The organism is Streptomyces sp. NPDC016677 (genome assembly GCF_055562815.1).
The window spans coordinates 61,998-86,267 of the sequence record NZ_JBVHEO010000002.1; the positions used below are offsets into that span (position 1 = coordinate 61,998).

23 protein-coding genes are annotated in these 24,270 nt (G+C 73.3%); 7 read left to right on the forward strand and 16 right to left on the reverse strand.

Annotated elements, in window-relative coordinates; translation table 11 throughout:
• Window positions 1-51: 51 nt before the first annotated feature.
• Window positions 52-1,173: a lipid II:glycine glycyltransferase FemX gene (locus tag ACZ3IG_RS05585; RefSeq protein ID WP_467429333.1), complete on the reverse strand. Its 1,122-nt coding sequence runs from the start codon at window positions 1,171-1,173 to the stop codon at window positions 52-54.
• 150 nt (window positions 1,174-1,323) lie between these two features.
• Here ACZ3IG_RS05585 and ACZ3IG_RS05590 point away from each other — a divergent pair, with 150 nt between their 5' ends.
• Complete coding sequence (locus ACZ3IG_RS05590; protein ID WP_467429335.1) at window positions 1,324-2,178, forward strand: SCO6745 family protein; 855 nt, start codon at window positions 1,324-1,326, stop codon at window positions 2,176-2,178.
• 24 nt (window positions 2,179-2,202) lie between these two features.
• Here the strand turns inward: ACZ3IG_RS05590 and ACZ3IG_RS05595 are convergent, their stop codons facing one another.
• The 7 genes from ACZ3IG_RS05595 to ACZ3IG_RS05625 form a co-directional block, all read right to left on the reverse strand.
• A complete protein-coding gene (locus ACZ3IG_RS05595; RefSeq protein WP_467430499.1) occupies window positions 2,203-3,999 on the reverse strand; it encodes an FAD-binding dehydrogenase in 1,797 nt (598 codons plus the stop codon).
• 249 nt (window positions 4,000-4,248) lie between these two features.
• Complete coding sequence (locus tag ACZ3IG_RS05600; protein ID WP_467429337.1) at window positions 4,249-5,706, reverse strand: coagulation factor 5/8 type domain-containing protein; 1,458 nt, start codon at window positions 5,704-5,706, stop codon at window positions 4,249-4,251.
• 81 nt (window positions 5,707-5,787) lie between these two features.
• Window positions 5,788-6,633: an alpha/beta fold hydrolase gene (locus tag ACZ3IG_RS05605; RefSeq protein WP_467429339.1), complete on the reverse strand. Its 846-nt coding sequence runs from the start codon at window positions 6,631-6,633 to the stop codon at window positions 5,788-5,790.
• A 26-nt stretch (window positions 6,634-6,659) separates the two neighbouring features.
• Window positions 6,660-7,004 carry a DUF2218 domain-containing protein gene (locus ACZ3IG_RS05610; RefSeq protein ID WP_467429341.1) on the reverse strand — a complete coding sequence of 115 codons (345 nt, stop codon included), beginning with the start codon at window positions 7,002-7,004 and terminating at the stop codon, window positions 6,660-6,662.
• A gap of 147 nt (window positions 7,005-7,151) precedes the next feature.
• Window positions 7,152-8,351: an NAD(P)/FAD-dependent oxidoreductase gene (locus ACZ3IG_RS05615; protein WP_467429343.1), complete on the reverse strand. Its 1,200-nt coding sequence runs from the start codon at window positions 8,349-8,351 to the stop codon at window positions 7,152-7,154.
• Window positions 8,352-8,553: 202 nt separating this feature from the next.
• Window positions 8,554-9,498, reverse strand: a complete 945-nt coding sequence (locus ACZ3IG_RS05620; RefSeq protein ID WP_467429346.1) for an RNA polymerase sigma-70 factor — start codon at window positions 9,496-9,498, stop codon at window positions 8,554-8,556.
• A 54-nt stretch (window positions 9,499-9,552) separates the two neighbouring features.
• Window positions 9,553-11,019: an FAD-dependent monooxygenase gene (locus tag ACZ3IG_RS05625; RefSeq protein WP_467429347.1), complete on the reverse strand. Its 1,467-nt coding sequence runs from the start codon at window positions 11,017-11,019 to the stop codon at window positions 9,553-9,555.
• 80 nt (window positions 11,020-11,099) lie between these two features.
• On the opposite strand from ACZ3IG_RS05625, the gene ACZ3IG_RS05630 reads away from it, so the two are divergent.
• Window positions 11,100-11,711 (forward strand): TetR/AcrR family transcriptional regulator C-terminal domain-containing protein, encoded by a 612-nt coding sequence (locus ACZ3IG_RS05630; protein ID WP_467429348.1) that lies wholly within the window; start codon window positions 11,100-11,102, stop codon window positions 11,709-11,711.
• Between the two features lie 30 nt (window positions 11,712-11,741).
• Here the strand turns inward: ACZ3IG_RS05630 and bla are convergent, their stop codons facing one another.
• Window positions 11,742-12,686 carry a class A beta-lactamase gene (gene bla, locus ACZ3IG_RS05635; RefSeq protein WP_467429349.1) on the reverse strand — a complete coding sequence of 315 codons (945 nt, stop codon included), beginning with the start codon at window positions 12,684-12,686 and terminating at the stop codon, window positions 11,742-11,744.
• An 84-nt stretch (window positions 12,687-12,770) separates the two neighbouring features.
• Here bla and ACZ3IG_RS05640 point away from each other — a divergent pair, with 84 nt between their 5' ends.
• Together ACZ3IG_RS05640 and ACZ3IG_RS05645 are read left to right on the forward strand one after the other, a co-directional pair.
• Window positions 12,771-13,745 (forward strand): LysR family transcriptional regulator, encoded by a 975-nt coding sequence (locus ACZ3IG_RS05640; protein ID WP_467429350.1) that lies wholly within the window; start codon window positions 12,771-12,773, stop codon window positions 13,743-13,745.
• Window positions 13,742-14,644: a serine hydrolase gene (locus ACZ3IG_RS05645; protein WP_467429352.1), complete on the forward strand. Its 903-nt coding sequence runs from the start codon at window positions 13,742-13,744 to the stop codon at window positions 14,642-14,644. Before ACZ3IG_RS05640 ends, ACZ3IG_RS05645 begins: the two co-directional genes overlap by 4 nt.
• Before the next feature lie 565 nt (window positions 14,645-15,209).
• Here the strand turns inward: ACZ3IG_RS05645 and ACZ3IG_RS05650 are convergent.
• From ACZ3IG_RS05650 to ACZ3IG_RS05660, 3 genes are all read right to left on the reverse strand, one after another.
• On the reverse strand, window positions 15,210-15,401 hold the full coding sequence (locus ACZ3IG_RS05650; protein WP_467429353.1) for a hypothetical protein: 192 nt from the start codon (window positions 15,399-15,401) through the stop codon (window positions 15,210-15,212).
• A 332-nt stretch (window positions 15,402-15,733) separates the two neighbouring features.
• Window positions 15,734-16,636: an alpha/beta fold hydrolase gene (locus ACZ3IG_RS05655; protein WP_467429355.1), complete on the reverse strand. Its 903-nt coding sequence runs from the start codon at window positions 16,634-16,636 to the stop codon at window positions 15,734-15,736.
• 498 nt (window positions 16,637-17,134) lie between these two features.
• Window positions 17,135-17,509, reverse strand: a complete 375-nt coding sequence (locus tag ACZ3IG_RS05660) for a VOC family protein (RefSeq protein ID WP_467429357.1) — start codon at window positions 17,507-17,509, stop codon at window positions 17,135-17,137.
• An 88-nt stretch (window positions 17,510-17,597) separates the two neighbouring features.
• Between ACZ3IG_RS05660 and ACZ3IG_RS05665 the strand changes: the two genes are divergently transcribed.
• Window positions 17,598-18,059: a MarR family winged helix-turn-helix transcriptional regulator gene (locus ACZ3IG_RS05665; protein ID WP_467429359.1), complete on the forward strand. Its 462-nt coding sequence runs from the start codon at window positions 17,598-17,600 to the stop codon at window positions 18,057-18,059.
• A gap of 141 nt (window positions 18,060-18,200) precedes the next feature.
• The gene (locus tag ACZ3IG_RS05670) at window positions 18,201-18,464 is read left to right on the forward strand and encodes an HU family DNA-binding protein (protein ID WP_467429361.1); all 264 of its coding nucleotides are present in this window, start codon (window positions 18,201-18,203) and stop codon (window positions 18,462-18,464) included.
• A gap of 135 nt (window positions 18,465-18,599) precedes the next feature.
• On the opposite strand, the gene ACZ3IG_RS05675 is transcribed toward ACZ3IG_RS05670, so the two are convergent.
• From ACZ3IG_RS05675 to ACZ3IG_RS05690, 4 genes are all read right to left on the reverse strand, one after another.
• Window positions 18,600-18,800, reverse strand: a complete 201-nt coding sequence (locus tag ACZ3IG_RS05675) for a hypothetical protein (RefSeq protein WP_467429363.1) — start codon at window positions 18,798-18,800, stop codon at window positions 18,600-18,602.
• A gap of 136 nt (window positions 18,801-18,936) precedes the next feature.
• The gene (gene htpG, locus ACZ3IG_RS05680) at window positions 18,937-20,835 is read right to left on the reverse strand and encodes a molecular chaperone HtpG (RefSeq protein WP_467429364.1); all 1,899 of its coding nucleotides are present in this window, start codon (window positions 20,833-20,835) and stop codon (window positions 18,937-18,939) included.
• Between the two features lie 88 nt (window positions 20,836-20,923).
• On the reverse strand, window positions 20,924-21,457 hold the full coding sequence (locus tag ACZ3IG_RS05685; protein WP_467429366.1) for a hypothetical protein: 534 nt from the start codon (window positions 21,455-21,457) through the stop codon (window positions 20,924-20,926).
• Window positions 21,458-21,520: 63 nt separating this feature from the next.
• Window positions 21,521-22,618: a LacI family DNA-binding transcriptional regulator gene (locus tag ACZ3IG_RS05690; RefSeq protein WP_467429368.1), complete on the reverse strand. Its 1,098-nt coding sequence runs from the start codon at window positions 22,616-22,618 to the stop codon at window positions 21,521-21,523.
• A gap of 272 nt (window positions 22,619-22,890) precedes the next feature.
• Here ACZ3IG_RS05690 and ACZ3IG_RS05695 point away from each other — a divergent pair, with 272 nt between their 5' ends.
• Window positions 22,891-24,258, forward strand: a complete 1,368-nt coding sequence (locus ACZ3IG_RS05695; protein ID WP_467429369.1) for an extracellular solute-binding protein — start codon at window positions 22,891-22,893, stop codon at window positions 24,256-24,258.
• Window positions 24,259-24,270: the final 12 nt, after the last annotated feature.

The window sequence follows — 24,270 nt, forward strand, 5'->3', positions numbered from 1 at the left end:
GGTACTGCGGTACGGATGGCGAGCAACGTACGGGCGGAGTTCGCGGGGGTGTCAGCGCCGGGACAGATAGAGGCCGACGGCCCTGTGCAGGACCTTGTTGAGCGGGTACTCCCACTCGCCGAGGTACTCGACGGCCTCGCCGCCGGCGCCGGCCTTGAAGCGGAGCAGCCCGAGGAGATGGTTGCTCTCCTCCAGGGTGTCGGTGATGCCGCGGAAGTCGTAGACGGCCGCCCCCTGTTCATGGGCGTCGGACATCATGCGCCACTGGAGGGCGTTGTTCGGCTGCACCTCGCGCTTGCGGCCGGTGGAGGCGCCGTAGGAGTACCAGACGTGCTCGCCGACGGTCAGCATCGTGGCGGCGGCGAGTGTGTCGCCGTCGTGGTGGGCGAGGTAGAGGCGCATGCGGCGGGGGTCCTCCGCCGTCAGGGCGGTCCACATCCGCTGGAAGTAGGGCAGCGGGCGGGGGGCGAAGCGGTCCCGTTCGGCCGTCTCGGTGTAGAGGGTGTGGAAGACCGGCAGGTCGTCGTACCCGCCCTCGACCACCTTGACCCCGGCCTTCTCCGCCTTCTTGATGTTGCGGCGCCACTGCTGGTTCAGGCCCCGCTCGATCTCGTCCAGTGACCGGCCGGCGAGGGGGACCTGGAACACGTACTTCGGCTGTCCGGCGGCGAAGCCGTCCTCCGTGCCCGGCTCGGTCCGCCGCCAGCCCGCCCGGCGCAGCCGGCCGGCGATCTCGTCGGCCGGCTGCTCCCGCGTGGTGGCCTCCACGTCCCCGAGCCGCTCGGCCGCCGGGTCGGCGATCGCCGCCTTGACCACGTCGGCGCTCCAGCGGCGGGCGACGACGGGCGGCCCCATCCGCACGGAGAAGGCACCGCGCTCCTTCAGGTGGGCGAGCATCGGTGTGAGCCACTGCTCCAGATCCGGCGCGGCCCAGTCGACGACCGGCCCCTCGGGCAGGTACGCGAAGTACCGCCGCACCCTCGGCAGCGGCCGCAGGAGCACCAGCCCGGCCCCGACGAGCCGGCCGTCCCCGTCGAACCACCCCAGGCTCTCCGCCCGCCAGTCCGGCTTCACGTCCCCCCACGAGGGGACCTGCATGTGGCTCACCGAGGGCCGGGCCGCGGCGAAGGCCAGGTGTTCCTGACGGGTGATCACCTTCAGGCGGTAGCTCATGCGCAGCGCTCCTTTGTCGGGCGCACCAGCCTAATGAGCGGCGATCCCGCTTCCGCGCAGCACACGGCCGCGCTCTTGTGTTCCCCTCCTATGGGTGCTTATGATCGATCAAGTAAGCAATAATCGATTATCTGGAGAAGAGAGATGGGCATGGATGCGACCACCGGCCGTCGCTGTCACAACGCCGTCGGCCCCCTGCACTCGGTCGTCTACTTCGCACCGGAGTACCGGGACGAACTCGCCGCCCTCGGCCTGGAGCCCGGGACCATGTCCTACCTCGCCGGGCGCGCGGCCCCGCTCGGGGCGGTCGGGGCGGGTGCGGTCACGGCGACCTTCTACAACTTCGACCACGCGCACGTGGCCCGGTACATGCCCGCGGCCTGGACGGTCACGACACCGGACGCGGTGCTCGCCGCGCGGCTGCGCGGCGCGGACAGGACGCTGCGCAGGCTGCTCGGAGAGAAGGTGCTCGTGTCCGAGGAGATGGCGGAGGCGGCCCGCCTGACGTTGCGCGCCGCCGGGGCGGGCCGCCGCGAGGGACGGCCGCTGTACGCCGCCAACGCCGCCCTGCCCGTGCCCGCGGAACCGCATCTGGCGCTGTGGCACGCCGCGACGCTGCTGCGCGAACACCGGGGCGACGGTCACCTCGCCGCGCTGGCGGTCGCCGGGCTCTCCGGGATCGAGGCGCTGGTCCTGCACAACGCCACCGGTGAGACGGTGACATCGGCCGTGCTCAAGCAGACCCGCGGCTGGTCCGCGGCGCAGTGGGCCGCCGCCGAGGACCGGTTGCGGGAGCGTGGCCTGCTGGACGACGCGGGAGACCTCACCGAGGCGGGCGCCGCCCTGCGCGGCGACGCCGAGACACTCACCGACCGCCTCGACGCCGCCCCGTACGACCACCTGGGCCCGGCCGCCACCGCGCGGCTGACCGAGCTGGCCGGCGGCTTCACCCGGATGGTGCGGGCGGCGGGCGCCTTTCCCCCGGAGCTGTTCGGCAAGGGCTGACCGGCGGCCGGGGAGCGGCTGTTCTCAGGCGGTTTCCGCGGCGGCGGCGCGGCCGGCCTGACGTCCGGAGAAGAGACAGCCGCCGAGGAAGGTGCCCTCCAGCGACCGGTATCCGTGCACGCCGCCGCCGCCGAAACCGGCGGCCTCACCGGCGGCGTAGAGGCCGGGGACCGGGGCGCCGTCGGCGTCGAGGACGCGGCCGGAGAGGTCGGTCTGGAGCCCGCCGAGGGTCTTGCGGCTGAGCAGGTTCAGCCGGACCGCGATCAGGGGTCCGGCGGCGGGGTCGAGGATCTTGTGCAGGTCGACCGTACGGGAGAGGTCGTCGCCCACGTACGCCAAGGAGTTGCGGATGCCCATGATCTGGACGTCCTTGCCGAACCGGTTGTCCACCTCGCGGTCGCGCGCGGTGATCTGCCGGCCGAGTTCCGCGGCGTCGACGAGGTTCTCACCGGTCAGCTTGTTCATCCCCGCGACCAGCTTCTCCAGGGTGTCCGCGACGACGAAGTCCTCGCCCTTGTCGAGGAACTTCTGGACCGGTGCCGGGGTCTGGTTGAGGAGCCGGTTGGCGAGGTAGGCGACCAGGTTCTTGTCGGTGAGCTCGGGGTTCTGCTCCGATCCCGAGAGGGTGAACTCCTTCTTGATGATGCGCAGGTTGAGCACGAACCACGAGTAGTCGTACCCCGTGTCTTTGATCATCTTCAGGGTGCCGAGGGTGTCGTAACCGGGGATGGCGGGCGTCGGGAAGCGCCGGCCCTTGGCGTCGAACCACAGGGAGGAGGGGGCGGGCAGGATGCGGATGCCGTGGCCCGGCCAGATGGGCGTGTGGTTCTTCAGTCCCTCGGTGTAGTGCCACATCCGGTCCCGGTTCACCAGCCGGCCCCCGGCCCGTTCGGCGATGGCCAGCATCCGGCCGTCCACGTGCGCGGGGACACCGGTGACCATGGTGCGCGGGGCGGGCCCCAGGCGGCTGGGCCAGTTCTGCCGGACCAGGTCCAGATTGCCGCCGATACCACCCGAGGCGACGATCACGAGGGGCGCGCGCAGTTCGAAGGAACCGACCACGGTGCGCGAACTTGCGGTGCCCCGTGGCGCGTCGCTGGCCTCCAGCACGGACCCGCGCACCCCGTTCACCACACCGCCGGTGGTGAGCAGTTCGTCCACCTGGTGGCGGAACTTGAAGGTGACCAGGCCCTTCCGCGCGGCCGCGCGCACCCGCTTCTCGAACGGTTCCATCACGGCCGGTCCGGTGCCCAGGGTCACGTGGAAGCGGGGCACGGAGTTGCCGGGCCCGGTGGCGAGCTGGCCGCCGCGCTCCGCCCAGCCCACGACCGGGACCCAGGTCATGCCCATCCCCGCCAGCCAGGAGCGCTTCTCGCCCGCGGCGAACTCCAGGTACGCGTCGGCCCATCTGCGGGCCCAGTAGTCCTCGCCGAGCCTGTCGTCCACCCCTCGGTCGAAGCCCGCCGTGCCGAGCCAGTCCTGCCGGGCCAGTTCGAGGGAGTCCTTGATGCCGCACAGCCGCTGCTCGACGGAGTCGATCAGGAACAGACCGCCGAACGACCAGTACGCCTGACCACCCAGGCTCGCCTCCGGTTCCTGGTCGAGCAGGAGCACCTTGCGGCCCGCCGCGGCCAGTTCGGAGGTGGCGACGAGACCGGCCAGGCCGCCTCCTACGACGATGACGTCCGCGTCCGCGGCGGCGGCGGACGCGGACAGTGGCGCGGCGGCGGCACGGGACGCTCCCGTGACCGTACCGGCGGCCACCACACCGCCCGCCACCTGCAGCGCGTGGCGACGGGTGAGCGGGGTGCGGTGCTGGATCTCTTCCACGGTCGTACCCCTTCGGTAGGCGAGAGGCCGCCTGTAATTTGATGCGGCCACGTCAACGATGCGCGACTGCGACGCAACGACGGCAGCGCGGAGTTACTCGAAAGTAAGCATGCGACGTGGGGTGCGCAAGACTTCTGGGTCGGCGGGCTTCGGAGCCGAGGCCGCGACGCCCCGGCCGCCACGACGCCGTAGCGGCCGGGGCACGACGCCGGCACGGCGCGTCCGCTGCCCGGCGAGGGGTCAGCCCAGGGACAGGACGGCGCTCCCCCGGTAGCCGACGGCGGGACCGTGGCCGTGCCGGAGGACACCGGAGAACTGCCCGTAGGCGGGGGCCGGGTGGCTGTCCTTCCTCAGCAACTGCACCCTGTTGAGCTGGATCTCGCCCACACCCTCCGCGTTGGCGGTGATGCGCAGCCGGTAGCGGGCGTAGGGCGCCGCGTCGGCCACGGTGAACTCCCGTACCAGGAAGCGTCCGGGGAACATCTCGCCGGTGCGGCGGTCCAGGGTCACCCAGGTGCGGCCGTCGTCGGAGCCCTCCAGCCGCCAGTCCCTGGGGTCCCGTGAGCAGTGGTCGTCGGCCGAGGTCAGCGCGTAGTCCGTGACGGTGGCCGGGGCGGGCAGCACGAAATCCAGCCGGGCGGTCCCGGAGAAGACGAGCCATTTGCCGGCGCCGGCGCCGAGCAGGTTGGCCGCGACCTCACCGGCGCCCCTGTGCTCGCCGCTGGCCTCGATCCGGGAGACGGGGACGGGGGTGCCGACCAGACCGGGGTCGGCGTCGGTGAGGAGCTCCACCCGGTTCAGCTGTGTCTCGGGCACCCGCCCCCAGTTGCGGTCGATGTCGAGCCGGTACAGGGGGTAGGCCGTGGAGTTGGCCACGGCGTACTGACGGCTCTGGTCGCGCCGGGGGAACGCCTGGTCCACGCGTGAGTCGAGGGTGTACCAGGTGGTGCCGTCCTCCGATCCCCGCAGCCGCCAGTCGCGGGGGTCGCGGTCCCGGTAGTCGTTGGCCGAGGTGAGCCGGTAGGCGGTGACGGCGGCCGGGGCGGGCAGGGCGAAGTCGAGGGTCGCGGCGTCCTCGGGCGTCAGCCACTTGCCGGGCCCGGGGACGAGCAGGTTCGCGGCGACTTCGCCGGCCGCCCGGTGTTCGTCGCTGGCCACGACCTCCTTCACCGCCACCGGTACGGTGTTCCGGGCGGGCGCGGGGCGCAGGGTCACGGTCCCGAAGGTGCCGTTCCCCGTACGCCAGGTGACCCGTTCCACGGGGCCCTGGCCGTCGTCCAGCACCAGGTGCAGCCGCCCGGCCGACGGCCGGGCGTCGTCCCCGTCCCTGTCCCCGGCCCCGTCCTCCTCGGTGTCGAAGACGTGCGCCGGGACGGCGGATGTCTTCCCCTCGACCGCTCGGCGTCCGCGCCCGGTTCCGCGGTACTCCCTCGTCACGCCGTCGGCGGTGCGCCGCTGTCCGCGGAAGGCCGTCATCGCGTCGTCGAACACGATCACGGCCTCGGCCCCGTTCGCGGACCGCCAGGCCAGCTCCGTCAGCTCACCACCGGGCTCGCCCCGGTCCAGCCGGACCGTCAGCCGGGGGCCCCGGTGCCACCACCGGTCACCGGCCCGCACCTCGGTGTCGTAGACGAGGACGGGGGCGCCGGGGGACTCCCCGGTGCGTCCGGTCGGTCGCGCGTCGGTCCGGTCCCGCATGGAGATGCTCCGCTTCAGTCGCTGGACGAGTTGGCGTGAAGCACTCTTCCACAGAGGTCTGACAACGGAGTTGACGCCGAGTCAGAGGCCGTGGTCGCGCAGGAAGGCGCGGAGCAGGTCGTCGTACCGCACGGGGTCCTCCAGGAACGCCGCGTGGCGCCGGCCCTCCAGTACCGTCGGCGTTCCGCGCCACAGGGCGGCGTACGGGAGGGACGCCACGTAGGCGTGGTCGACGAACGGGTCGTCGCGTCCGTCGATGATCGCGAGCGGTACCGGGGACTGCGCGACGAGCGCCTTCTGGTCCGAGTCCCGCCCGGCGCCGAACGACTCGAACATGAGGCGCCGGGACCGCCCGTCCGTCCGTACCACGTCGTCCACGACCCAGGCGGGGGGCGGGGAGAGCGTGATCTGTCCGGCGAACTCGGCCGCCTGGGCGAGCGTGATGTCCTCGGTGCCGGCGTACGCCAGGCCCGGACGGAAACCCTCCATGAGGGTGTCCCGGTTGACGGGCGGGGTGCCGGTGACGACGAGCCCCGCGAGGCCGGGGAAGCGGGGGATGAGTTCCAGGCCGATGTGCCCGCCGAGCGACCAGCCGACGACCACGGCCCGGTCGATGCCCAGGGCGCCGAGGAACTCGACGATCGCGGCGGCGTAGCCGCGCTGCGTGTACGCCGCCCCGGGGTCCGTCGCGTCGTCCGACTCCCCGTGGCCCGGCAGGTCGAGGGCCAGCAGCCGCCGCCCGCCGAAGTCGTCGGCGAGCTGGGCGTGGAAGACCTTGCGGGAGGACGAGTTGCCGTGCACGAACAGCAGCGGCGGCGCGGCGGGGGAACCTGACGGGCCGGTGTCCGTGTAGGCGATCCGTCCGTACCGTGTCCCGGCGTACCGGGTGGCGCCGGGCAGTCGCGGCGGCTCGTGCTCTGCTTCCATGACGGCATGGTAGCCAGGGGGTCCGGTCAGGCGCCGGGGGTGCCGGGGTCACCGGCGCCGCGCCGGTCGGTGCCGGGTTCGCCCGTGTCCCGGTGCCAGGCCACCACCGGTTCGTCCCTGGCGCCGAAGCGCACCAGGTGACCACCGGCGACGTCCTCCAGCCTGGCCGGCCGGTCGTCCGGCGCCTCCACGGTCAGCAGCAGCGCCCCGTCGGTGGCGGCGAGGGGCCCGGTCCCGTCCTGGAAGACGAGGCGGCCCTCGGCGGCCTCCTCGTCCCAGCCGGTACGGGCCAGCCCGCCGAGGTGGGCGGCGAGCTGCCGGGCACAGCGGTGCGGGCGGTCGGTGACGACACGGGCCTGTGAGCGGGGCACGGGCGACTCCCGCGGAAACGGCCGGTGGGGGTGCGTCGGCGGCGGCACGCGCCGACCGCTCCTGCCCACCAGGCCCCGGCCCGCCCCGCGCCGCGCCCGCCGCGAGCTGTGCGTGCGTCCTGTCCGCACCCGACAGGACGCCGCGCGTCAGGCCGCCGCCTCGACGGCCGCCTCCGCCCGGTCGACGTCCCGCACGACGCGGCGGCGGCGCACCGGCAGGCCGAGCGTCGGGTGGGCGACGCCCCAGGCCGCGCCCTTGCAGACCAGTTCCTTGTAGCGGGCGGCGAGCCGGCCGGTCAGGGCCGCGCCGACGGACCGGTCGTCGGCGGTGACGTACTGGATCAGGCCGTCACCGCGGCCCAGGGAGACGCACTGGTTGAAGTAGCGGATCGTCAGGTCCGGGAGCTTCCCGCCGGTCAGGCGGGCCGCGATGGCGTCGGCGGCCTGCCACGCGGTGGGGCCGCCCGAGGCGCACGACATGCGCAGCGGCTTGTCGCCGGGGCCCATCGCCCAGGCCGCGTCGCCGACGGCGTACACGTCGGGGTGGGAGACCGAGCGCATGGTCCGGTCGACCACGATCTGGCCCGTGCCGGAGACCTCCAGGGCGGTGGCCCGCGCGATCGGGTGGGTCGCGAAGCCGGTGGTCCACACGGTGGCCGCGGCCGGTACGGCCGTGCCGTCGGCGGTGACGACGCGGCCGGCCTCGACGGCGGTGACGGCGGTGTGCTCGTGCACGGTGACGCCGAGCCGGTCGACGACCTTCCGCAGGTGCCGGCGGCCCTTGTCGGAGAGCCAGTCGCCGAGGGCGCCGCGGGTCACCAGGCCGACGGCGAGGTCCGGGCGGGCCTCGGCGATCTCGGTCGCGGCCTCCAGGCCGGTGAGGCCGCCGCCGACGACGACCACGGGCTGCCCGGCGGCCAGGCCGGCCAGCCGCTCGCGCAGCCGGAGGGCGCCGGGCCGGCTCGCGACCTCGAAGGCGTGCTCGGCGGCGCCGGGGACGCCCTGGTCGTGCCGGCCGCTGCCGAGGGCGTGGACGAGGGTGTCGTAGGCCAGTGACCCGGTGACGCCGTCCGGGTCCGCGACGGTGACGGTCCGGCGGTCGACGTCGACGCCGGTGACCCGGGCGATCCGCAGCCGCACGCCGGTGCCGGCGAACATCTCGCGCAACGGCCGGGGCCTGAGGTCCTGGCCGGCCGCGAGCTGGTGCAGCCGCACGCGTTCGACGAAGTCGGGCTCGGCGTTGACGAGGGTGATGGTCACGTCGTCGCGGTGCAGCCGCTTGGCGAGGCGGCCGGCCGCGACGGTTCCGGCGTAGCCGGCGCCGAGGACGATGATGCGGTGCTGCATGGTCCTGCTCCTGTCTGCGCGGGTCCCGCACATGTCGTGCGTGCTTCCGCCCCTTGAACCGGGCGGCCGGCCCTTTCCTGACAGGAACGCGATGTGAAGCACCTCACATCACGAGTGACCGGCCTGAAGTGTTCCGGATCCTGAGTGTTCTGAGGTGTTCTGAGGTGTTGTTGTGCGGTGTTCTGCGGTGTTCTGAAGTGTTTCAGAAGGCGTGGAAGAGGGGCTCCCCGTGCTCGGTGGCCGCCCACACCTCGGTCGCGCGCCGGAGCTTGTCGGGATTGGCCTGGCTGCGGAACGCGGCGATGCCGTCGGCGGTGACCTCCAGGCACATGATGCCGACGACCCGGCCGTCGAGGACCGCCACGACCGCGGGGCCGCCGTTGGCGCTCGTGAGGTGGATCTCCGGCGAGCCGCCGACCAGAGCGCGCTTGGAGCGGGCGGGTTTGAACAGGCCCCGCAGGAACTTCGCGACCGCGAGCGCGCCTTCGAACGGCTTGGTCCGGGCCGGCACCTTGCCGCCGCCGTCACCGACCGCGACGGCGTCGGCGGTGAGCAGTTCCACGAGCGCCTCGGTCCGCCCGCTGGTGGCGGCCGCCAGGAACTCCTCGGCCACCCGCCGCGCGGCGGCCTCGTCGACCTCGCCGCGGGCCCTGCCCTCGGCGAGGTGCTTCTTGGCCCGGTGGAAGAGCTGCTGGCCGGCCGCCTCGGTGACGTCGAGGAGCGCGGCGATCTCCCGGTGGGAGTAGTCGAAGGCCTCCCGCAGCACGTACACGGCCCGCTCCCTCGGGGACAGCCGCTCCATGAGAGTGAGGACCGCGTACGAGACCGACTCGCGCCGCTCGGCGGTGTCGGCCGGGCCGAGCATCGGGTCCCGGGCGAGCAGCGGCTCCGGCAGCCACTGGCCCACGTAGGTTTCGCGCCGCGCGCGGGCCGACGTGAGCTGGTTGAGGCACAGGTTGGTGAGCACCTTGGTCAGCCAGGCCTCGGGGACCTCGATGCGCTCGACGTCGGCGTTCTGCCAGCGCAGGAAGGTCTCCTGGACAGCGTCCTCGGCATCGCTCGCTGAGCCGAGGAGGCGGTAGGCGATGGCCTCCATACGGGGCCTGGCGGCCTCGAACCGGTCCACGTCCTGCACGGTGAGCGGCATGCCCCGGATCCTAACCGGCAGGGGTTGCGCGCGCTGCGCGGCAGGGGCGCCCCGTCACCGGCGGCCGGTGACGAACCTGTCCACGGTCAGGGCCGCGTCGTCCTGGCCGGTGCCGGCCCAGGCGACATGTCCGTCGGGGCGGACGAGGGCGGCGCGCACCTCGGCCCAGGGGGCGGGGGGCCGGTCGAGCGTCCCGGTGCGGACGGCGAGCCCCGGCCGGGCGAGACCGCCGAGCGCGCCGCCGGCCGTGAGGTCGAGCAGCAGGTACGCGTCGGGCCGCAGCAGGCCGAACAGGCCGGTGTCCGTGCCGGTGAGGGACAGGTCGGGGGCGCGGGTGCCGGTGAGCGGGTGGGCCGCGGGGTCGGCGGCGGGGTAGCGCACGGCGAGCGCGGTGAGCCGTTCGGCGAGTGCGCGGGCGAACGCCGGCTGGTCGGCGATCATGCCGCTGAGCAGGGAGCGCAGGTCGAGGGCCTCGGGGGTGAAGGTGGCCATGAGGGAGGTCTGGGCGCGGCTGTGCTCCGCCAACTGGGCGCCCACCGGCCACCGTTCCGCGTGGTAGGTGTCCAGCAGGCCGTCCGGGGCCCAGCCGTTCAGCGTCGCGGCCAGCTTCCAGCCGAGGTTGTGGGCGTCCTGGATGCCGACGTTCATGCCGACTCCCCCGGCGGGGAAGTGCTGGTGGGCGGCGTCGCCGGCCAGCAGGACACGGCCCCGCCGGTACTCGGCGGCCAGCCGGGTGGCGTTGCCGAAGCGGGAGAGCCAGGACGGGGCGCGCATGCCGAAGTCGTTCCCGGTGACGGCGCTGACCTTCTGCCGCAGTTCCTCGAAGGTGAGGTCGCCGGGCCACTCGGTGGTGAGGCTGTCGGGGCTGACCCCGACGACGCGGAACCGTCCGCCGGGCAGCGGCGCGACCATCACCCCGCCGCGGGTGTTCAGTGAACTGAAGCCGGGCCGGGGCGGGTTGTCGAGGGTGACGTCGCCGAGCCAGCCGAGGACGGTGGAGGGCGTGCCGGGGAAGCCGATGCCGGCGGCGCTGCGCACGGTGCTGCGGGTGCCGTCGCAGCCGACGACGTACGCCGCCTCGATCTCGTACGCGCCCTGCACCCCGGTCACCTGGACGGTCACCGACTCCGCGCGCTCGGTGAAGGCGGTGACGCGGTGCCCGCGGCGGATCGTCGCCCCCAGCCCGAGCGCGTGCTTCTGGAGCAGTTCCTCGGTGCGGGCCTGCGGCAGGGCGAGGGTGTACGGGAACGGGGTGTCCAGGTCCCGGAAGTCGAGCCGGTCGTCGAGCATCGCGAAATGGCCCGTGGGGATCGGCAGTCCCTCGGCGAGGAACGGCCGGTGGACCCCGCGTGCGGCCAGGACCTCGATGGTGCGCGGGTGGATGGTGAGCGCCTTGGAGCGCTCGTCGACCTCCGTGCGCCGCTCGACGACGGTGACGGGGATCCCGCCCAGCCGCAGTTCGGCGGCGAGCCAGAGTCCGACGGGGCCGCCGCCGGCGATGACGACATGGTGTGCCTGCATGACTGGGCCTTCCGGGTCGTGTTCCGGCGAACACTTCTTGGTCACTGACCAATGCGCCTTGCCCGCAGTAAACTAGGTCAATGACCAATAAGCAAACGGCCGAGCGGCTCGAACCCGCCACCGTGATCCGCGCCGCGCTGGAACTGCTGGACGAGAACGGCCTGGACGCGCTCTCCACCCGCGCGGTCGCCCACCGGCTCGGCGTCCGGATGAACACCGTGCTGTGGCACGTGAAGACCAAGACCCGGATGCTGGAGCTGATGGCGGACGCGGTCGTCGGGGAGATCCCGCTGGACGGCCTGCCCAGCGCCCCGGACCCGCGCGTCCGTGAGCTGGCCCGCCGCTACCGCCGCGCCCTGCTCGGCCACCGCGACGGCGCGGCGCTCGTCGTCGGCACCTACGCCGCCGAACCGCACACCCTGCGGTTCGCGGAGACGTTCGTCGCCGCGCTCCTGGACTGCGGCCTGGACGAGCGCCGGGCCGCCTGGACCACCTGGACGGTCCTGTACTTCACCCTCGGTCTCACCCAGGAGGAACAGGCAGCCCAGCGCCAGTCCCTGGGCGACCGGCTGCGGGACGCGGTCACCGAGGCCACCCACCCGGCCCTGCACCGGGTGGGCGATCACCTCAGCCCGGGCTCCTTCGAGGAGCGCTTCGAGTTCGGTCTCACCGCGATCCTCGCGCGACGCTGAACCGGACCGGACCGGACCGGACGACGACGCTCAGCGCAGCGCGGCGACGACCGTCTTCGTCGCGTCCGCGATCAGCGCGTCGTCGGACGCGGCGTCCTTCGTGCGACGGTCGGACAGGACGGCGACGACGATCGGGGCGCCGTCCGGCGGGCGGACGACGGCGATGTCGTTACGGGTGCCGTAGCCGCAGCCGCCGGTCTTGTCCTGGACCTTCCAGCCGGAGGGGACACCGGCCCGGATGTAGGGGTCGCCGGTCGTGTTCCGCGCCATCCAGTCCCCGAGCATCTTCCGCCGGGCCTCGGGGAGATGGTCCTCCAGCAGCAGCCGGCGCAGGTCGGTGGCGAGGGCGCGCGGGGTGCTGGTGTCCCGGTCGTCGCCGGGCGTCGCCTTGTTCAGCAACGGTTCGACGCGGTCGATCCTGGTCGTGGTGTCGCCCAGGTCACGCAGCGCCGCCTCCAGCTTCCCGGGGCCGCCGAGTTCCTCCAGGATCAGGTTGGCGGCCGTGTTGTCGCTGTAGCGCAGCGCGGCGTCGACGAGGGCGCTCAGCTTCATCCCGGTGTCCACGTGCTCGGAGGTGACCGGCGCGTACTCCAGCAGGTCGGAGGATTCGTAGGAGACCATCCGGTCGAGCTGGTCGTCGGTGGCGCGCTTCAGCAGGACGCCGGCGGCCAGGGCCTTGAACGTCGAGCAGTGCGCGAACCGCTCGTCCGCCCGGTACGTCACGGTGCCGCCCGTGCCGGTGTCCAGCGCGTACACACCCAGCCGGGCGTCGTCGTACCGCTTCTCGACCTCGGCGAGAGCACGGGTCGCCGCCGGGCGGGCGGACGACGGGGCGGAGGCGGAAGCGGAGGGGGCGGAAGCGTCGGGGGCCGGGGCGGCCTGGTCGCCGGTGGCGTCGGCGCAGCCGGTCAGCAGGCCCGGTACGAGCAGGAAGGGCGCCGCGAGCAGCGCCGCCCGGTTCTTCGGAGTAGGCATGTGAGGAGCCTGTCAGCGGCCCGCTCATGCGGGCAAAGACAGAAATGAGGGTTCCCATGCGTTTGTGGCATAGGCTCGGGTGCCGTGGATCTTGTCAGTGCCTGCCGGGTGTTCGTGCATGTCAGTGAGCGCGGCAGCTTCACGCTGGGTGCGGCGGCGGCCCGGGTGCCGCAGTCCGTGGCGAGCCGGCGGATCGCGGCGCTGGAACGGCACTTCGGGGAGCGGCTCTTCGACCGCACGACGCGGCGCGCCACGCTGACCGTGTTCGGGCGGGACATGCTGCCGTCCGCGAAGCGGCTGGTGCGGCTCGCGGAGGCGATGGAGTACGACGCCGAGCGGGCCAGGCTGCGGCCGTTCGGTCTCGCGGTGCCCCGGACCTGCCCGGTGCGGCGGCTCGCGCTGCTCGACGCGGCCGCCCGGGACCAGGGCACCGTCCTGGACCTGCGCCCCGCGGGGCCGGCGGAACGCGCGGAGCTGCTCCGCTCCCACGACGTGCGCGCCGCGCTCCTCGCGCTGCCCCGGGACGAGGCCGACTGGACCGTGCCGCTCGGCGTCGCGTCCCGGGCCTGTGGAGACGCGCCGGGAAAGCCGCTGCGGCTGGAGACCCTGCGCCCCGGGCGGGCGCAGCACGGGTTCCGGCGGCTGCGGATCCAGCCGGAGGACGACGTGCCGCACATCCGGGACCGGCTGGAGCAGCTCGGCCACCGGGCCGCGCTCGTCCCGGCCCAGATCACCGTCGCCGCGTCCCTGGTCGAGGCGGTGTCGGAGACGCTGCGTACGGACGACCTCCTGCTCTGCCCCCGGTCGCAGGCGGCGGAACTGGGGCTGCGGTGGCGTCCGCTCGCGGGCGAGGCCGTCGTGCGCGGGTACGGGGTCGCGGCGCTGACGGGCGACGACGCGGAACGGGTGCGCCAGGGTCTGGGGGCACAGGTGGCGCGGGCCCTCGGCGCGGCAGAGGACGGCTCGGCAGAGGACGGCTCGGCGGCGGACGGCGCGGAGCGGAACGGCGCGGAAGAGGTCCGCGCGGAGCGGAACGGCGCACAGGAGGGCGGCGGTTGAGTACCGAACGCGTGGTCAGGCAGGCGCGGGCGATGCTCGCCGACGCCGGTCTGTCGGGCTCCTTCCTGGTCCGGGACCTGTCGACGGGCGAGGAGATCGGCGTCGACGCGGACCGGGAGTTCCCCATCGCGTCCCTGGTGAAGGTGGCCCTCGCCGTCGCCGTGCTGGAACGGGTCCACCGCGGCGCGCTCGACGGCGCCACGACGGTGGAGGTGGCCCCCGGACAGGTCACCTCTCCGGGGCCGACCGGGCTCAGCCGGTTCCGGCACCCCGCCCGGGTCGCCGTGGACGACCTGCTCTACCTGTCCACGTCCGTCAGCGACAACGCCGCCGCGGACGCCCTGTTCGACCTGGTACCGCCCGCCGAGGTCCACCGGACCGTACGGGAGGCGGGCGTCACCGGTCTCGCGGTCCGGCGCCGCATGCGCGACCTGATGGAGACCCCCGCCGAGCGGCTCGGGCCCGGTTACGCGCACCTCGCCCACTCCCTGGCGATCGGGTCCCGGACGGCGGGCGGCGGGCATCCGGTCCCGCAGCTCGACGTGAGCCGGGCCAACTCCGGTTCCGCGCGGGCCTTCGCCGACCTGCTCCAGGCGCTGTGGACGCCTTCGCGCATCCCGGCCGAGGTGGCCGGCCGGGTGCGCGCCCTGATGGGCCAGAACGTCATCCGGCACCGGCTGGCACCCGACTTCTCCTCCGACGCCTCGACGTGGTCGTCCAAGACCGGCACCCTGCTGAACCTCCGGCACGAGGCGGGCGTGGTCGAGCACGACGACGGCGACACGCTCGCCGTGGTCGCGCTGACCGAGTCCACGGTCCCGGCCGTGCTCCAGCCGGCCGCCGAGGCGCTGATGGCCCGGGTGGCGCGCACCCTCCACGACCACCTGCGCGGCGGATGAGGGCAGTGCCCTGCCCCGGCCGGCCGGTGACCGCCTCAGGACGCCGGGCCGGGTGACGCGGTCCAGCGCGGCGTCGTGCCGGGCGGATTCCCCGTGGTCCGGCTGCCGTCGCTCGTGTCGAGGACACGGGAGCCATGACGCTCCTGGAACGCGCGTGCCTCGGTGTTCCGCCGGCAGACGTACAGGGACAGGCGTGCGCATGTCCCCTTCGAGGGGGTGTGGCCGACGGGGGGCGTTGCCGGAACCAGGGACGTGGCCTTGTCCGTCTGACGGTGAGACCAAGGAGGCGGCAGGTGTTCACGTGGCTCCTGCTCTGGCTGGTGCTGGTGGTGTTGCTGACCGCCGGGGTTGCCGGTCACGCGCGGTGGAAGCGCCGCAGGCGTCCCCCACGGCACCTGAGCCGGTGGGTGCCGGGCGCGTGCCTGGTCGCCCTCGGGTACGCCCCTACGCTCGCCTACGGGTTGGCGCCGGCCCGGCCCGCGGAGATCTGCGGGCAGCGGACCCTCGACGACGACTACCCGCTGCGGCAGGCCCGTGCCGAGGTGTTCCCCCCTGGCCTGTCCTGCTACTGGTCGGACTCATCGGCGTACGGACCTAGCCATCCGACGGCCGCCGGCACCTGGCTGGTGTGGTGGGGCGCGGCGCTCCTGGTGGCGGGGACGGTCGCCTGGGCGACCGCCCTGCCGTCCCGCGCGCCGCGCTGGGCCAGAGCGGGACTGGTGACGGCGCCCGCGGTGGCCGCCGTCCTGTGGGTCACTCAAGTGGCGCCGCTCATGGGGATGCCGGCCACCGGTCTGCACGAGGCGTGCTTCCGGTGGCAGGTGGGCCATCCGCACGCGGCACCGTCCGGTGACATCGCGGCGACCGACCGCGGTGTGCTGCCTCCGCACGTCGACCGCGTCTTCGCCGACGGCACGGCGAGCCTCGTCCCTCTCACTTCTCTCAGGCTGTGGTCCTGCTGCGCCGCGTTCCTCGGCTGCTGTGCGGCGCTCCGGCTCCTCAGGTCTCCGCTCGGGTCTCCGCCCTCCCGGGCCGGTGAAGCGGGCGCGCGCCGCGCCGCAGGGCAGCGTCGAGGGCCGGCCCGCCCCGTCACACCCGCACGGGCGTCTTCCCCTCGTCCGCCGCCGGTACGTGCTCCAGCGTGGTCAGACTGGGATGTCCCGCCAGTTCCCGGTCGGTCAGGAAGCGCGCCAGCACATCGCTGAAGTCCTTGGGCCGCTCCAGGTGGACGACGTGTCCGCTGCCCTTCATCGTGGTGAACACCGCGCCGGGGATGCTCCGAGCCACCGCGCGGGCGCGCTGCGGCGGACACAGCCGGTCGTGCTCGCCGCTCACACACAGCGCCCGCACCCCCCGGATGCCTTCCGGGTGGTCGAAGGGGTGCCGCAGCAGGCGGTCGTTGGCGGCGGCGTAGCGCTCCACGTCGTGCGGGTCGGCGGCCTCCAGGACCCGGCGCAGCACCTCGGCCGCGCTGTGCGGATGCGCGGCGAGGCACTCCGGGCGCCGGCACACCAGCAGGTCGACCGCGCGCCGCGCGAACTCGGCCATGTCGCCGGCCCGCAGCAGCCGGCTCATGGCCTCCACCGTGGCCCGCGCGTCCCCCGGCAACGAGGGCGTGGCCCCCACCAGGGCCAGCCGGGCCACCCGCTCGGCGTTGCGGTGGGCGTAGCGGTAGGCGATGGCGGTGCCGTAGGACACGGCGATGATGTTGACGCGTTCCAGGCCGAGTTCGTCCAGGAGGTGTCCCAGCGCGTCGCCCATGAAGTCGAAGCCGTACTCGGCCGGCAGGTCGTCCGCGGTGCCCAGTCCCGGCAGTTCCACGTTGACCAGGGTCGCCGCCCGCGCCCACGGCCGCTCGGAGCGCCGGTTGGAATGCATGGTCTGATAGGCCCCGCCCAGGACCACGACCGGTTCCGTCTCGGCGGCCGACTGCTCCACCACCCGGCAGCCGAAACGGAACCCTTCGAAGACACTGTGATGGATGAACTCCACGTCTGCTCCCGCACCTGGTCGTCACGCTTTACCGGCGGTCAACGAGCCCGGGCCCGTCTCGGTCACTGCGACTGGCCCTACCGCGCGGGAAGCGGGGCGCAAGTCGCCCTCGGGGTGACATACCGGGCCGGGTCCGGACCTGGCGTGACACCACAGGCAGGAAAACCGCCCGAACACGGGGAAAGCCGCCATCGCGGCGCGGTTCCTCGGGGCGGCGGCGATCGTCGTCGAGTCCACCGGCGGAGCCGACCACCCGCCGGCACCCGACAGACCGGACCCTCACCCCCGCCGGGCCGTCGCGGCACTGGTGGCGTTCCGGCCGCGGCGGCCGGCGACCGTCCACGCCGCCGCCCTGTACGGGGAGTCGCAGCCCGACGGAGACCGCGCGCGTGCGGCCAGGACCGGACCGGCGACCCGCCGTCGTCGGCGTCCGGGAGAGGGCGCGGCGGACGCCACTCCCCTCGCCCGTCCGCCCCTGCCGCGCGGTGGCGCCCGCGGTCAGCCGCCGTGCACGGTGAGCCGGTAGCCCTCGGGGCCGGTGAAGGAGAACATCGGACCGAACGGGCTGTCCTGCAGGGGGCCGACGTCCGGCGTGTCCGCCGCCAGGAGCCGCTCGCGCACCGCGCCGGCGTCCGGGGTGCGCAGCCACAGCGCGACGCCCAGGCCGGGGCGCGCGTCGCCGGTGAGGTCGACGCCCGGCAGCGGCTCGCGGACGGCGAACGCGATCGGGCTGGTGGCGAAGACGACCGCGCCGGGCGGCGAGGCGGGGGCCCGGCGCAGTCCGAGGCGCTCCTCGAAGAACGCGGCCGCGGCGGGCACGTCCCTCACCTGGAGGGCGACGAAATCGGGACCTTCGACGGCGGTGGTGGGCATGGTTCCTCCGAGGGAATACCGAAACGGCAATGTCAGGACTTTGACATGCCCGACTGTAGGCACCCCCCCCTCATGTCAAAATGCTGACATGGAAGACCACGCACCCGTACCCTCGCCCCATCCGGCCGAGGACATCACCGAACACGTGGGTTACCGCCTCAAGCGGGCCGCCGCGGCCCTGCGCGGTGCCCTGGACCGGGCCCTGCGCGAACACGACCTCACCGTGCCGCAGTACTCCTGCCTGGAACTCCTCGACGAACAGCCGGGCCTGTCCAACGCCGACCTGGCCCGCGGCACCTTCGTCACCCGGCAGTCGGCCAACGTGGTCCTGCGCGGCCTCATGGACGCGGGTCTCATCACCCGGGCGGCCGGCGCCGGGCACGGCCGGGCCCTGCCCGTCCACCTCACCCCGGCCGGGCGGCAGCGCCTGCACGCGGCGCGCGGCGCCGTCTACGCCATCGAGGAACGCATGATCGAAGCCATCCCCGGGCAACGCCTCGCGGCCCTCCTGGCCGACCTCGACACCATGGCGGCGGCACTCGGCGAGTGAGCCGGGCCCGACGTGCGCCCGGGGCGGACTGCCCGGATGCTGGGGGGAGTGTCGGCCACGGTCGCCCGCCGTGGTTCTCCACCGCTCAGGAAACGCCAGGAAACGCCAGGAAACGGCTACGGGAACGGACGGGTACGGCTCATGGACAAGGCGCGTCTGGTCGCAGCGGCCTCCGAGGCGACCGCCGGGCACGGCGGCGAACGGCCGCTGGCACCGGAGGAGGTCGGCAGGGTCCTGGACGCCGTCTTCGGCACCGTGGAGCGGCCCGGCGCCATCGCCCAGGCCCTGCGCCGCGGCGAGACGGTGTCCCTGGGCAGTTTCGGCGGCTTCCACAGCGAGGACGGCACCGCGGCCTTCCGGCCGGGCACCGCCCTCAGCGAGTATCTGCGCGACAGGGTCCGCTGACCCGGCCGGCCGTGCGCCAGGGCGGACGCCCGCGTACTGGTCGCACTCGGGTGTGCGCCCGGTGCGGCGAGTGGGGGGTACTCCCTCCGGGGGAGCGTGCCGGGCGTCGCGGGACAGGCGCGACTTCGCGGAACCCTAGGACCGGTCGGCGTACCCGCCCGCGGCGCCCCGTGCCCGGTGCGCCGGGCGGTGCGCCCCGGCCTCCCACAAGCACCAGGTGGACCACAGCAACAGGACCAGGAAGGCGGCCAGCAGGGCCAGCAGCAGGACCGTCTGCCGCGCCGACCCGTCCCCCGTGACCACGCCGAACAGCAGGCAGAAGGACCAAGCGGCCACCCCGCCCGTGTACACAGCCCTGAGCTGCCGCAACTGAGCCACCGAACCCATCGTCACCCTTCCGGCCGTCCCGTCACCGTCGCCCTCCCGGTACCCCCGATCCGCGCACCGCAACGCGCGTACGACAACGTCCGTGCTACAGCGTGCGTTCCAGGCGGTCCGTCATCAGCTTGACGAAGCGCGCGGGCTCCTTCGGCTGGCCGCCCTCGGCGAGCACCGCCAGGCCGTGCAGCAGTTCCGCGGTCTCCACGAGGGACGTCCGGTCCTCGCGCTCGGTGTACGCCTCGTTCAGGCCCTTGACGACCGGGTGGTCGGGGTTGAGCTCCAGGATGCGCTTGGTCTCCGGCACCTCCTGGCCCATCGCCCGGTACATCTGCTCGAGCGCCGGGGTCATCTCGTGCGCGTCGGAGACGACGCAGGCCGGGGAGACGGTGAGCCGGGACGACAGCCGTACGTCCTTGACCTCCGCGCCGAGCTGCTCCTTCAGCCAGCCGAGCAGGTCCGCGTAGTCGGCGGTCTGCTTCTCGCGCTCCTCCTCGGACTTGCCGTCGCCGTCCGCGCCGAGGTCGATGTCGCCCTTGGCGACGGACTTCAGCTGCTTGCCCTCGTACTCCCCCACCGCGTCGGCCCACACCTCGTCGACGGGGTCGGTGAGCAGCAGCACCTCGATGCCGCGGTCCCGGAACGCCTCCATGTGCGGGGAGTTCTCGATGGCCTGCCGGGACTCGCCGGTCATGTAGTAGATGGCGTCCTGGCCGTCCTTCATCCGCTCCACGTAGTTCTTCAGCGTGGTCGGCTCGTCCTCGGAGCCGGTGGTGGCGAAGGAGGCGACGGCGAGGAGGGCGTCCCGGTTGTCGGAGTCGGTGACCAGCCCCTCCTTCAGGACCGCCCCGAACTCCCGCCAGAACGTGGCGTACTTGTCCGGGGAGCCGGTCATCAGCTCCTTGACCGAGGACAGGACCTTCTTGGTCAGCCGGCGCTGCATCAGCTGGATGTGCCGGTCCTGCTGGAGGATCTCGCGGGAGACGTTGAGCGACAGGTCGGCCGCGTCGACGACGCCCTTGACGAAGCGGAGGTAGGGCGGCAGCAGCGCCTCGCAGTCGTCCATGATGAAGACGCGCTTGACGTAGAGCTGGACCCCGCGCCGGTAGTTCTGGGTGAACAGGTCGTGCGGGGCGTGGGAGGGGAGGAACAGCAGGGCCTGGTACTCGAAGGTGCCCTCGGCCTGGAGGCGGATCGTCTCCAGCGGTTCGCGCCAGTCGTGGCTAAGGTGCTTGTAGAGCTCCTGGTACTCCTCGTCGGACACCTCGTCCCGCGAGCGGGCCCACAGGGCCTTCATGGAGTTCAGCGTCTCGGGCTCCGGCGTCGCGCCGTCCTCACCGGCCTCCGGCACCATCCGGATCGGCCAGGTGATGAAGTCCGAGTACCGCTTGACGATCTCGCGGATCTTCCAGGGGGAGGTGTAGTCGTGCAGCGCGTCCTCGGAGTCGGCCGGCTTCAGGTGCAGGGTGACCGAGGTGCCCTGCGGCGCGTCCTCGACCGTGTCCAGGGTGTACGTGCCCTCACCGCGCGACGACCAGCGGGTGCCCTGGGTCTCGCCGGCCCGCCGGGTCACCAGGGTCATCTCGTCGGCGACCATGAACCCGGAGTAGAAGCCCACGCCGAACTGGCCGATCAGACCCTCGGCGTTGCTCTCGTCCTTGGCCTCCCGCAGCTCCTGGAGGAACTTGGCCGTACCCGAGTTGGCGATCGTGCCGATGAGCTGCCCGACCTCGTCGTACGACATCCCGATGCCGTTGTCCCGCACCGTGAGGGTACGGGCGTCCTTGTCGGTTTCGATCTCGATGTGCAGGTCCGACACATCGGCGTCGAGGGTGTCGTCCCGCAGCGCCTCGAGGCGCAGTTTGTCCAGCGCGTCGGACGCGTTGGAGACGATCTCACGCAGGAAGACGTCTTTGTTCGAGTAGACCGAGTGGATCATCAGCTGCAACAGCTGACGGGCTTCTACCTGGAACTCAAACGTTGCGGCCGGCATGGTTGCTGGGCACCTCACAGGTCACTGCTCCGAGAACTGACGGAGACACTGTAAAGCAGCCGGTCACGCCGTACGTACCCCGTGGGCCTCAGGCGGCCAGCGGCCGGGGTACCGCGCGCGCCGGGGAGCGGGGCGGCACCGGCGTCCGCACCGGCGCGGCCGGGAGACGGGAGGGCGGCGCCGGGGCGCCGGCGGGGCGGACACGGAACGTCGTCTTGCCGGGGTCCACCAGCGGCCCGTCGAGCGCGATGCGGCCCTGGGCGTACAGCTCCTCGCAGACCGCGGTCGGCAGAGCGACGTAGCAGCCGCCCCGCTTGGTCCGGGAGTCGTACGGCTGCCAGTAGCCGTAGCGGCGGCGCCCGCTGGTGTGCACGGTGACGAAGACCGGGGTGCGGGGGTCGGCGATGACGCGGAGCACGCCGGCGCCGTCCGCCTCGAACGGCACGGCGGGGTACGGGGCGTCGGGCCGGTAGCTGGGCGTGGCGACCCGCAGGGTGCCCTGGTGCCTGGCCGGGAAACGGTCCGCGGTCCTGCCGCCGCGCACGGGCGCACCGGTATGGTCCGTCGACGCGCGCGGGGCGGGCGGAACGACGGTCGGGGCCTGGGCGAGGACGGAAGACATCAGCGAGCGCCTTTCACGGACAGGAACGCGAGTTCACCTGCCCAATCCAATCAGATGTTGATCTCATTTACCCAACTTTCCGTTCCCGATGTTCTGTTGATCGCGCGGCGTGCGCCGCGCGGCTCCCTCGGTGCTCTCCCGGAGCACGAGCCGGTGGGCCACGACCAGGTCCTGGGGCGACCGGACGCCGGCTTCGGCGGCGTCCGCCGGGGCCGGGTCCGCGGCCTCGTCCATCCGGCGCAGCAGCAGGTCGACGGCGATCCGGGCCACCGCCGCCTTGTCGGGCGCCACGGTGCTCAGCGTCGGCGTGCTGAACCGTCCGCCCTCCACGTCGTCGAAGCCGATGACGGCGATGTCCTCGGGGACCCGCAGCCCGTACTCGTACAGGGTGCGCAACGCGCCCAGCGCCAGCTGGTCGTTGAGGCAGAGCAGCGCGTCGGGACGGCTGCCCGCGCCGAGCGCCCGGGCCACGGCATCGGCTCCGTCGGGCATCCGGAAGGAGGGCACGGGCAGCAGCGCGGCCGGGTCGAAGGCGAGGCCGGCCGCGGCGAGGGCGGCGCGGTAGCCGCGGGTGCGGGCCTCCGCGGTGCCCAGGCCCGCGTCGTCCCGGCCGCCGACGGCCCAGATCACCCGGCGCCCCAGGCCGATGAGGTGCTCGGTCGCCTCCCGCGCGGCCCGCTCGTTGTCGATGGCCACGTGGTCCGCGCCCTCCTCCAGCAGCTCGCCGAGCAGCACGGTCGGCGGGGCGCCGGCCCGGTCGCGCAGATCGTCGGCGGTCAGCGCGAGCGGGCTGAGGATGACCCCGTCGACGAAGGTGGAGCCGAATCCGGCCAGCGCCGCCAGTTCGTGGTCGCGGTCGGCGCCGGTCTGGTGGATCAGGACCGTCAGGGAGCGCTGCTCGGCCTCGCGGATGACGTGCCGGGCGAGTTCGGCGAAGTAGGGGACGTCGAGTTCGGGGACGACCAGGGCGATGATGCCGGTGCGGCCCTTGCGCAGATGACGGCCGGCCAGGTTGACCTTGTAGCCGAGCTGGTCGATGGCCTCCTGGACCACGCGCCGGGTGCGCTCCGAGACATGGACGTAGTCGTTGATCACGTTGGACACCGTCTTCTCGGACACCCCGGCGTGCCGGGCGACGTCCTTGATCCTGGGCCGTACCACCGCAACCTCCCCGTCCCTCGTCGGCCCCGAGTGTAGATCGCGGCAGGCCGAGGACCGGCGGGGCGGTCGCCCGTCCCCTCTCGCCCGCCGGGCGGGCCCCCGCCTCCGGCCATCGGTCGCAGACTCTTTACAGCCAATGTACATCGATGTAAAAACGTGCCACCGCACCGCGTCAGCCGGTGCGCGCCCCGCCTGCCGGACCCGGCGGGGGCCACGCGGCCCGTGGTCCCCCACCGCTCCGGCACGCGTGTCCGGCCGTCGAAAGGTCAATGATGACTGCGCGATCCCCTGTCCCCGCACCGCCCGCGGCGGCGTCCGATCCGGCCCGCGGCCTGACCCGCCGCCGTCTGCTGGGCACCGGCCTGGCCGGGGCGGGCGCGCTGCTCGCCGCGGGCGCGCTGTCCGGCTGCGCCTCCCCCGCCTCGGCCTCCGGCGCCTCCGCGCTGAGCGTCTGGGACCTGTTCCAGGGCGGCGACGGTCTGCTGATGGACGACATGATCAAGGCCGTGTCGGGCGGTCCCCGGGGTTTCGACGTCGACCGGACGATCCTCGACTGGGGTCCGTCGTACTACACCAAACTGGCCATGTCGGCGGCCGGCGGACGGGCCAGTGACGTGGCCGTCCTGCATCTGTCCCGGCTGGCCGGCTACGCGCCCGGCGGCCTGCTCGACCCCTTCGACCTGGACGTGCTCGCCGAGTTCGGGGTCACCGAGCGGGACTTCACCCAGGCGGTGTGGAGCCGGACCCGGCACGACGGCACCGTCTACGCGATCCCGCTGGACATCCACCCGTTCATCGTCTTCTACGACAAGGACGCCGCCGACAAGGCGGGACTGCTCGACTCCTCGGGCGAACTGGCGCCGATGGGGTCCCCGGAGGCGATGCTGGACGCGGGCAAGGCGCTCGCCGAGGCGACCGGCCAGGCCGGCATCGTGTTCGGCCATGTCAACGACACCGCGCAGAACTGGCGGCTGTTCGCGGGCCTCTACGCCCAGACCGGAGCCGAGTTCTCCCTCCCGGACGGCGGCCCGCCGCAGATCGACGTCGACGCCGCGATCCGGGTCGTGTCGTTCCTGCAGCAGCTGTTCGACGGCAGGACCAGTCCCAACGACCTGGACTACTACGCGGGCCTCACCATGTTCACCGGCCGCCGCGGCGGCATGGCCATGCTCGGCGAGTGGGAGCTGCCGACGCTGAAGAAGTCCGGCTTCCCGCTCGGTGCCGCGCCCTTCCCGCAGGTCTTCGACCAGCCCGCCGTGTACACCGACAGCCACAGCTTCGTCCTTCCGCACCAGGACGACCCCGACCCGGCCCGGCGGCGCGAGGCCCACCGGTACGTCGCGTCGGTCATCAAGCAGAGCCTGACCTGGGCGAGCGCCGGTCACATCCCCGCGTACCAGCCCGTCCTCGCCGAGCCGGAGTACGCCGCCCTGAAGCCGCAGTCCTCGTACGCGGACGCCGGGAAGGTGGCGGTGCTCGATCCGCCGAACTGGTTCGCCGGGGCCGCCTCCAACTTCCAGATCCGGATGTGCCAGCCGCTCCAGTCGGCGCTGCTGGGCGACACCACCGCCGAGAAGGCGGTGCGGCAGATGGTCCGCGAGGCCGACACGCTGCTGAAGCAGCCCGACCCGGTGGCCTGACCGGCAGAAGGA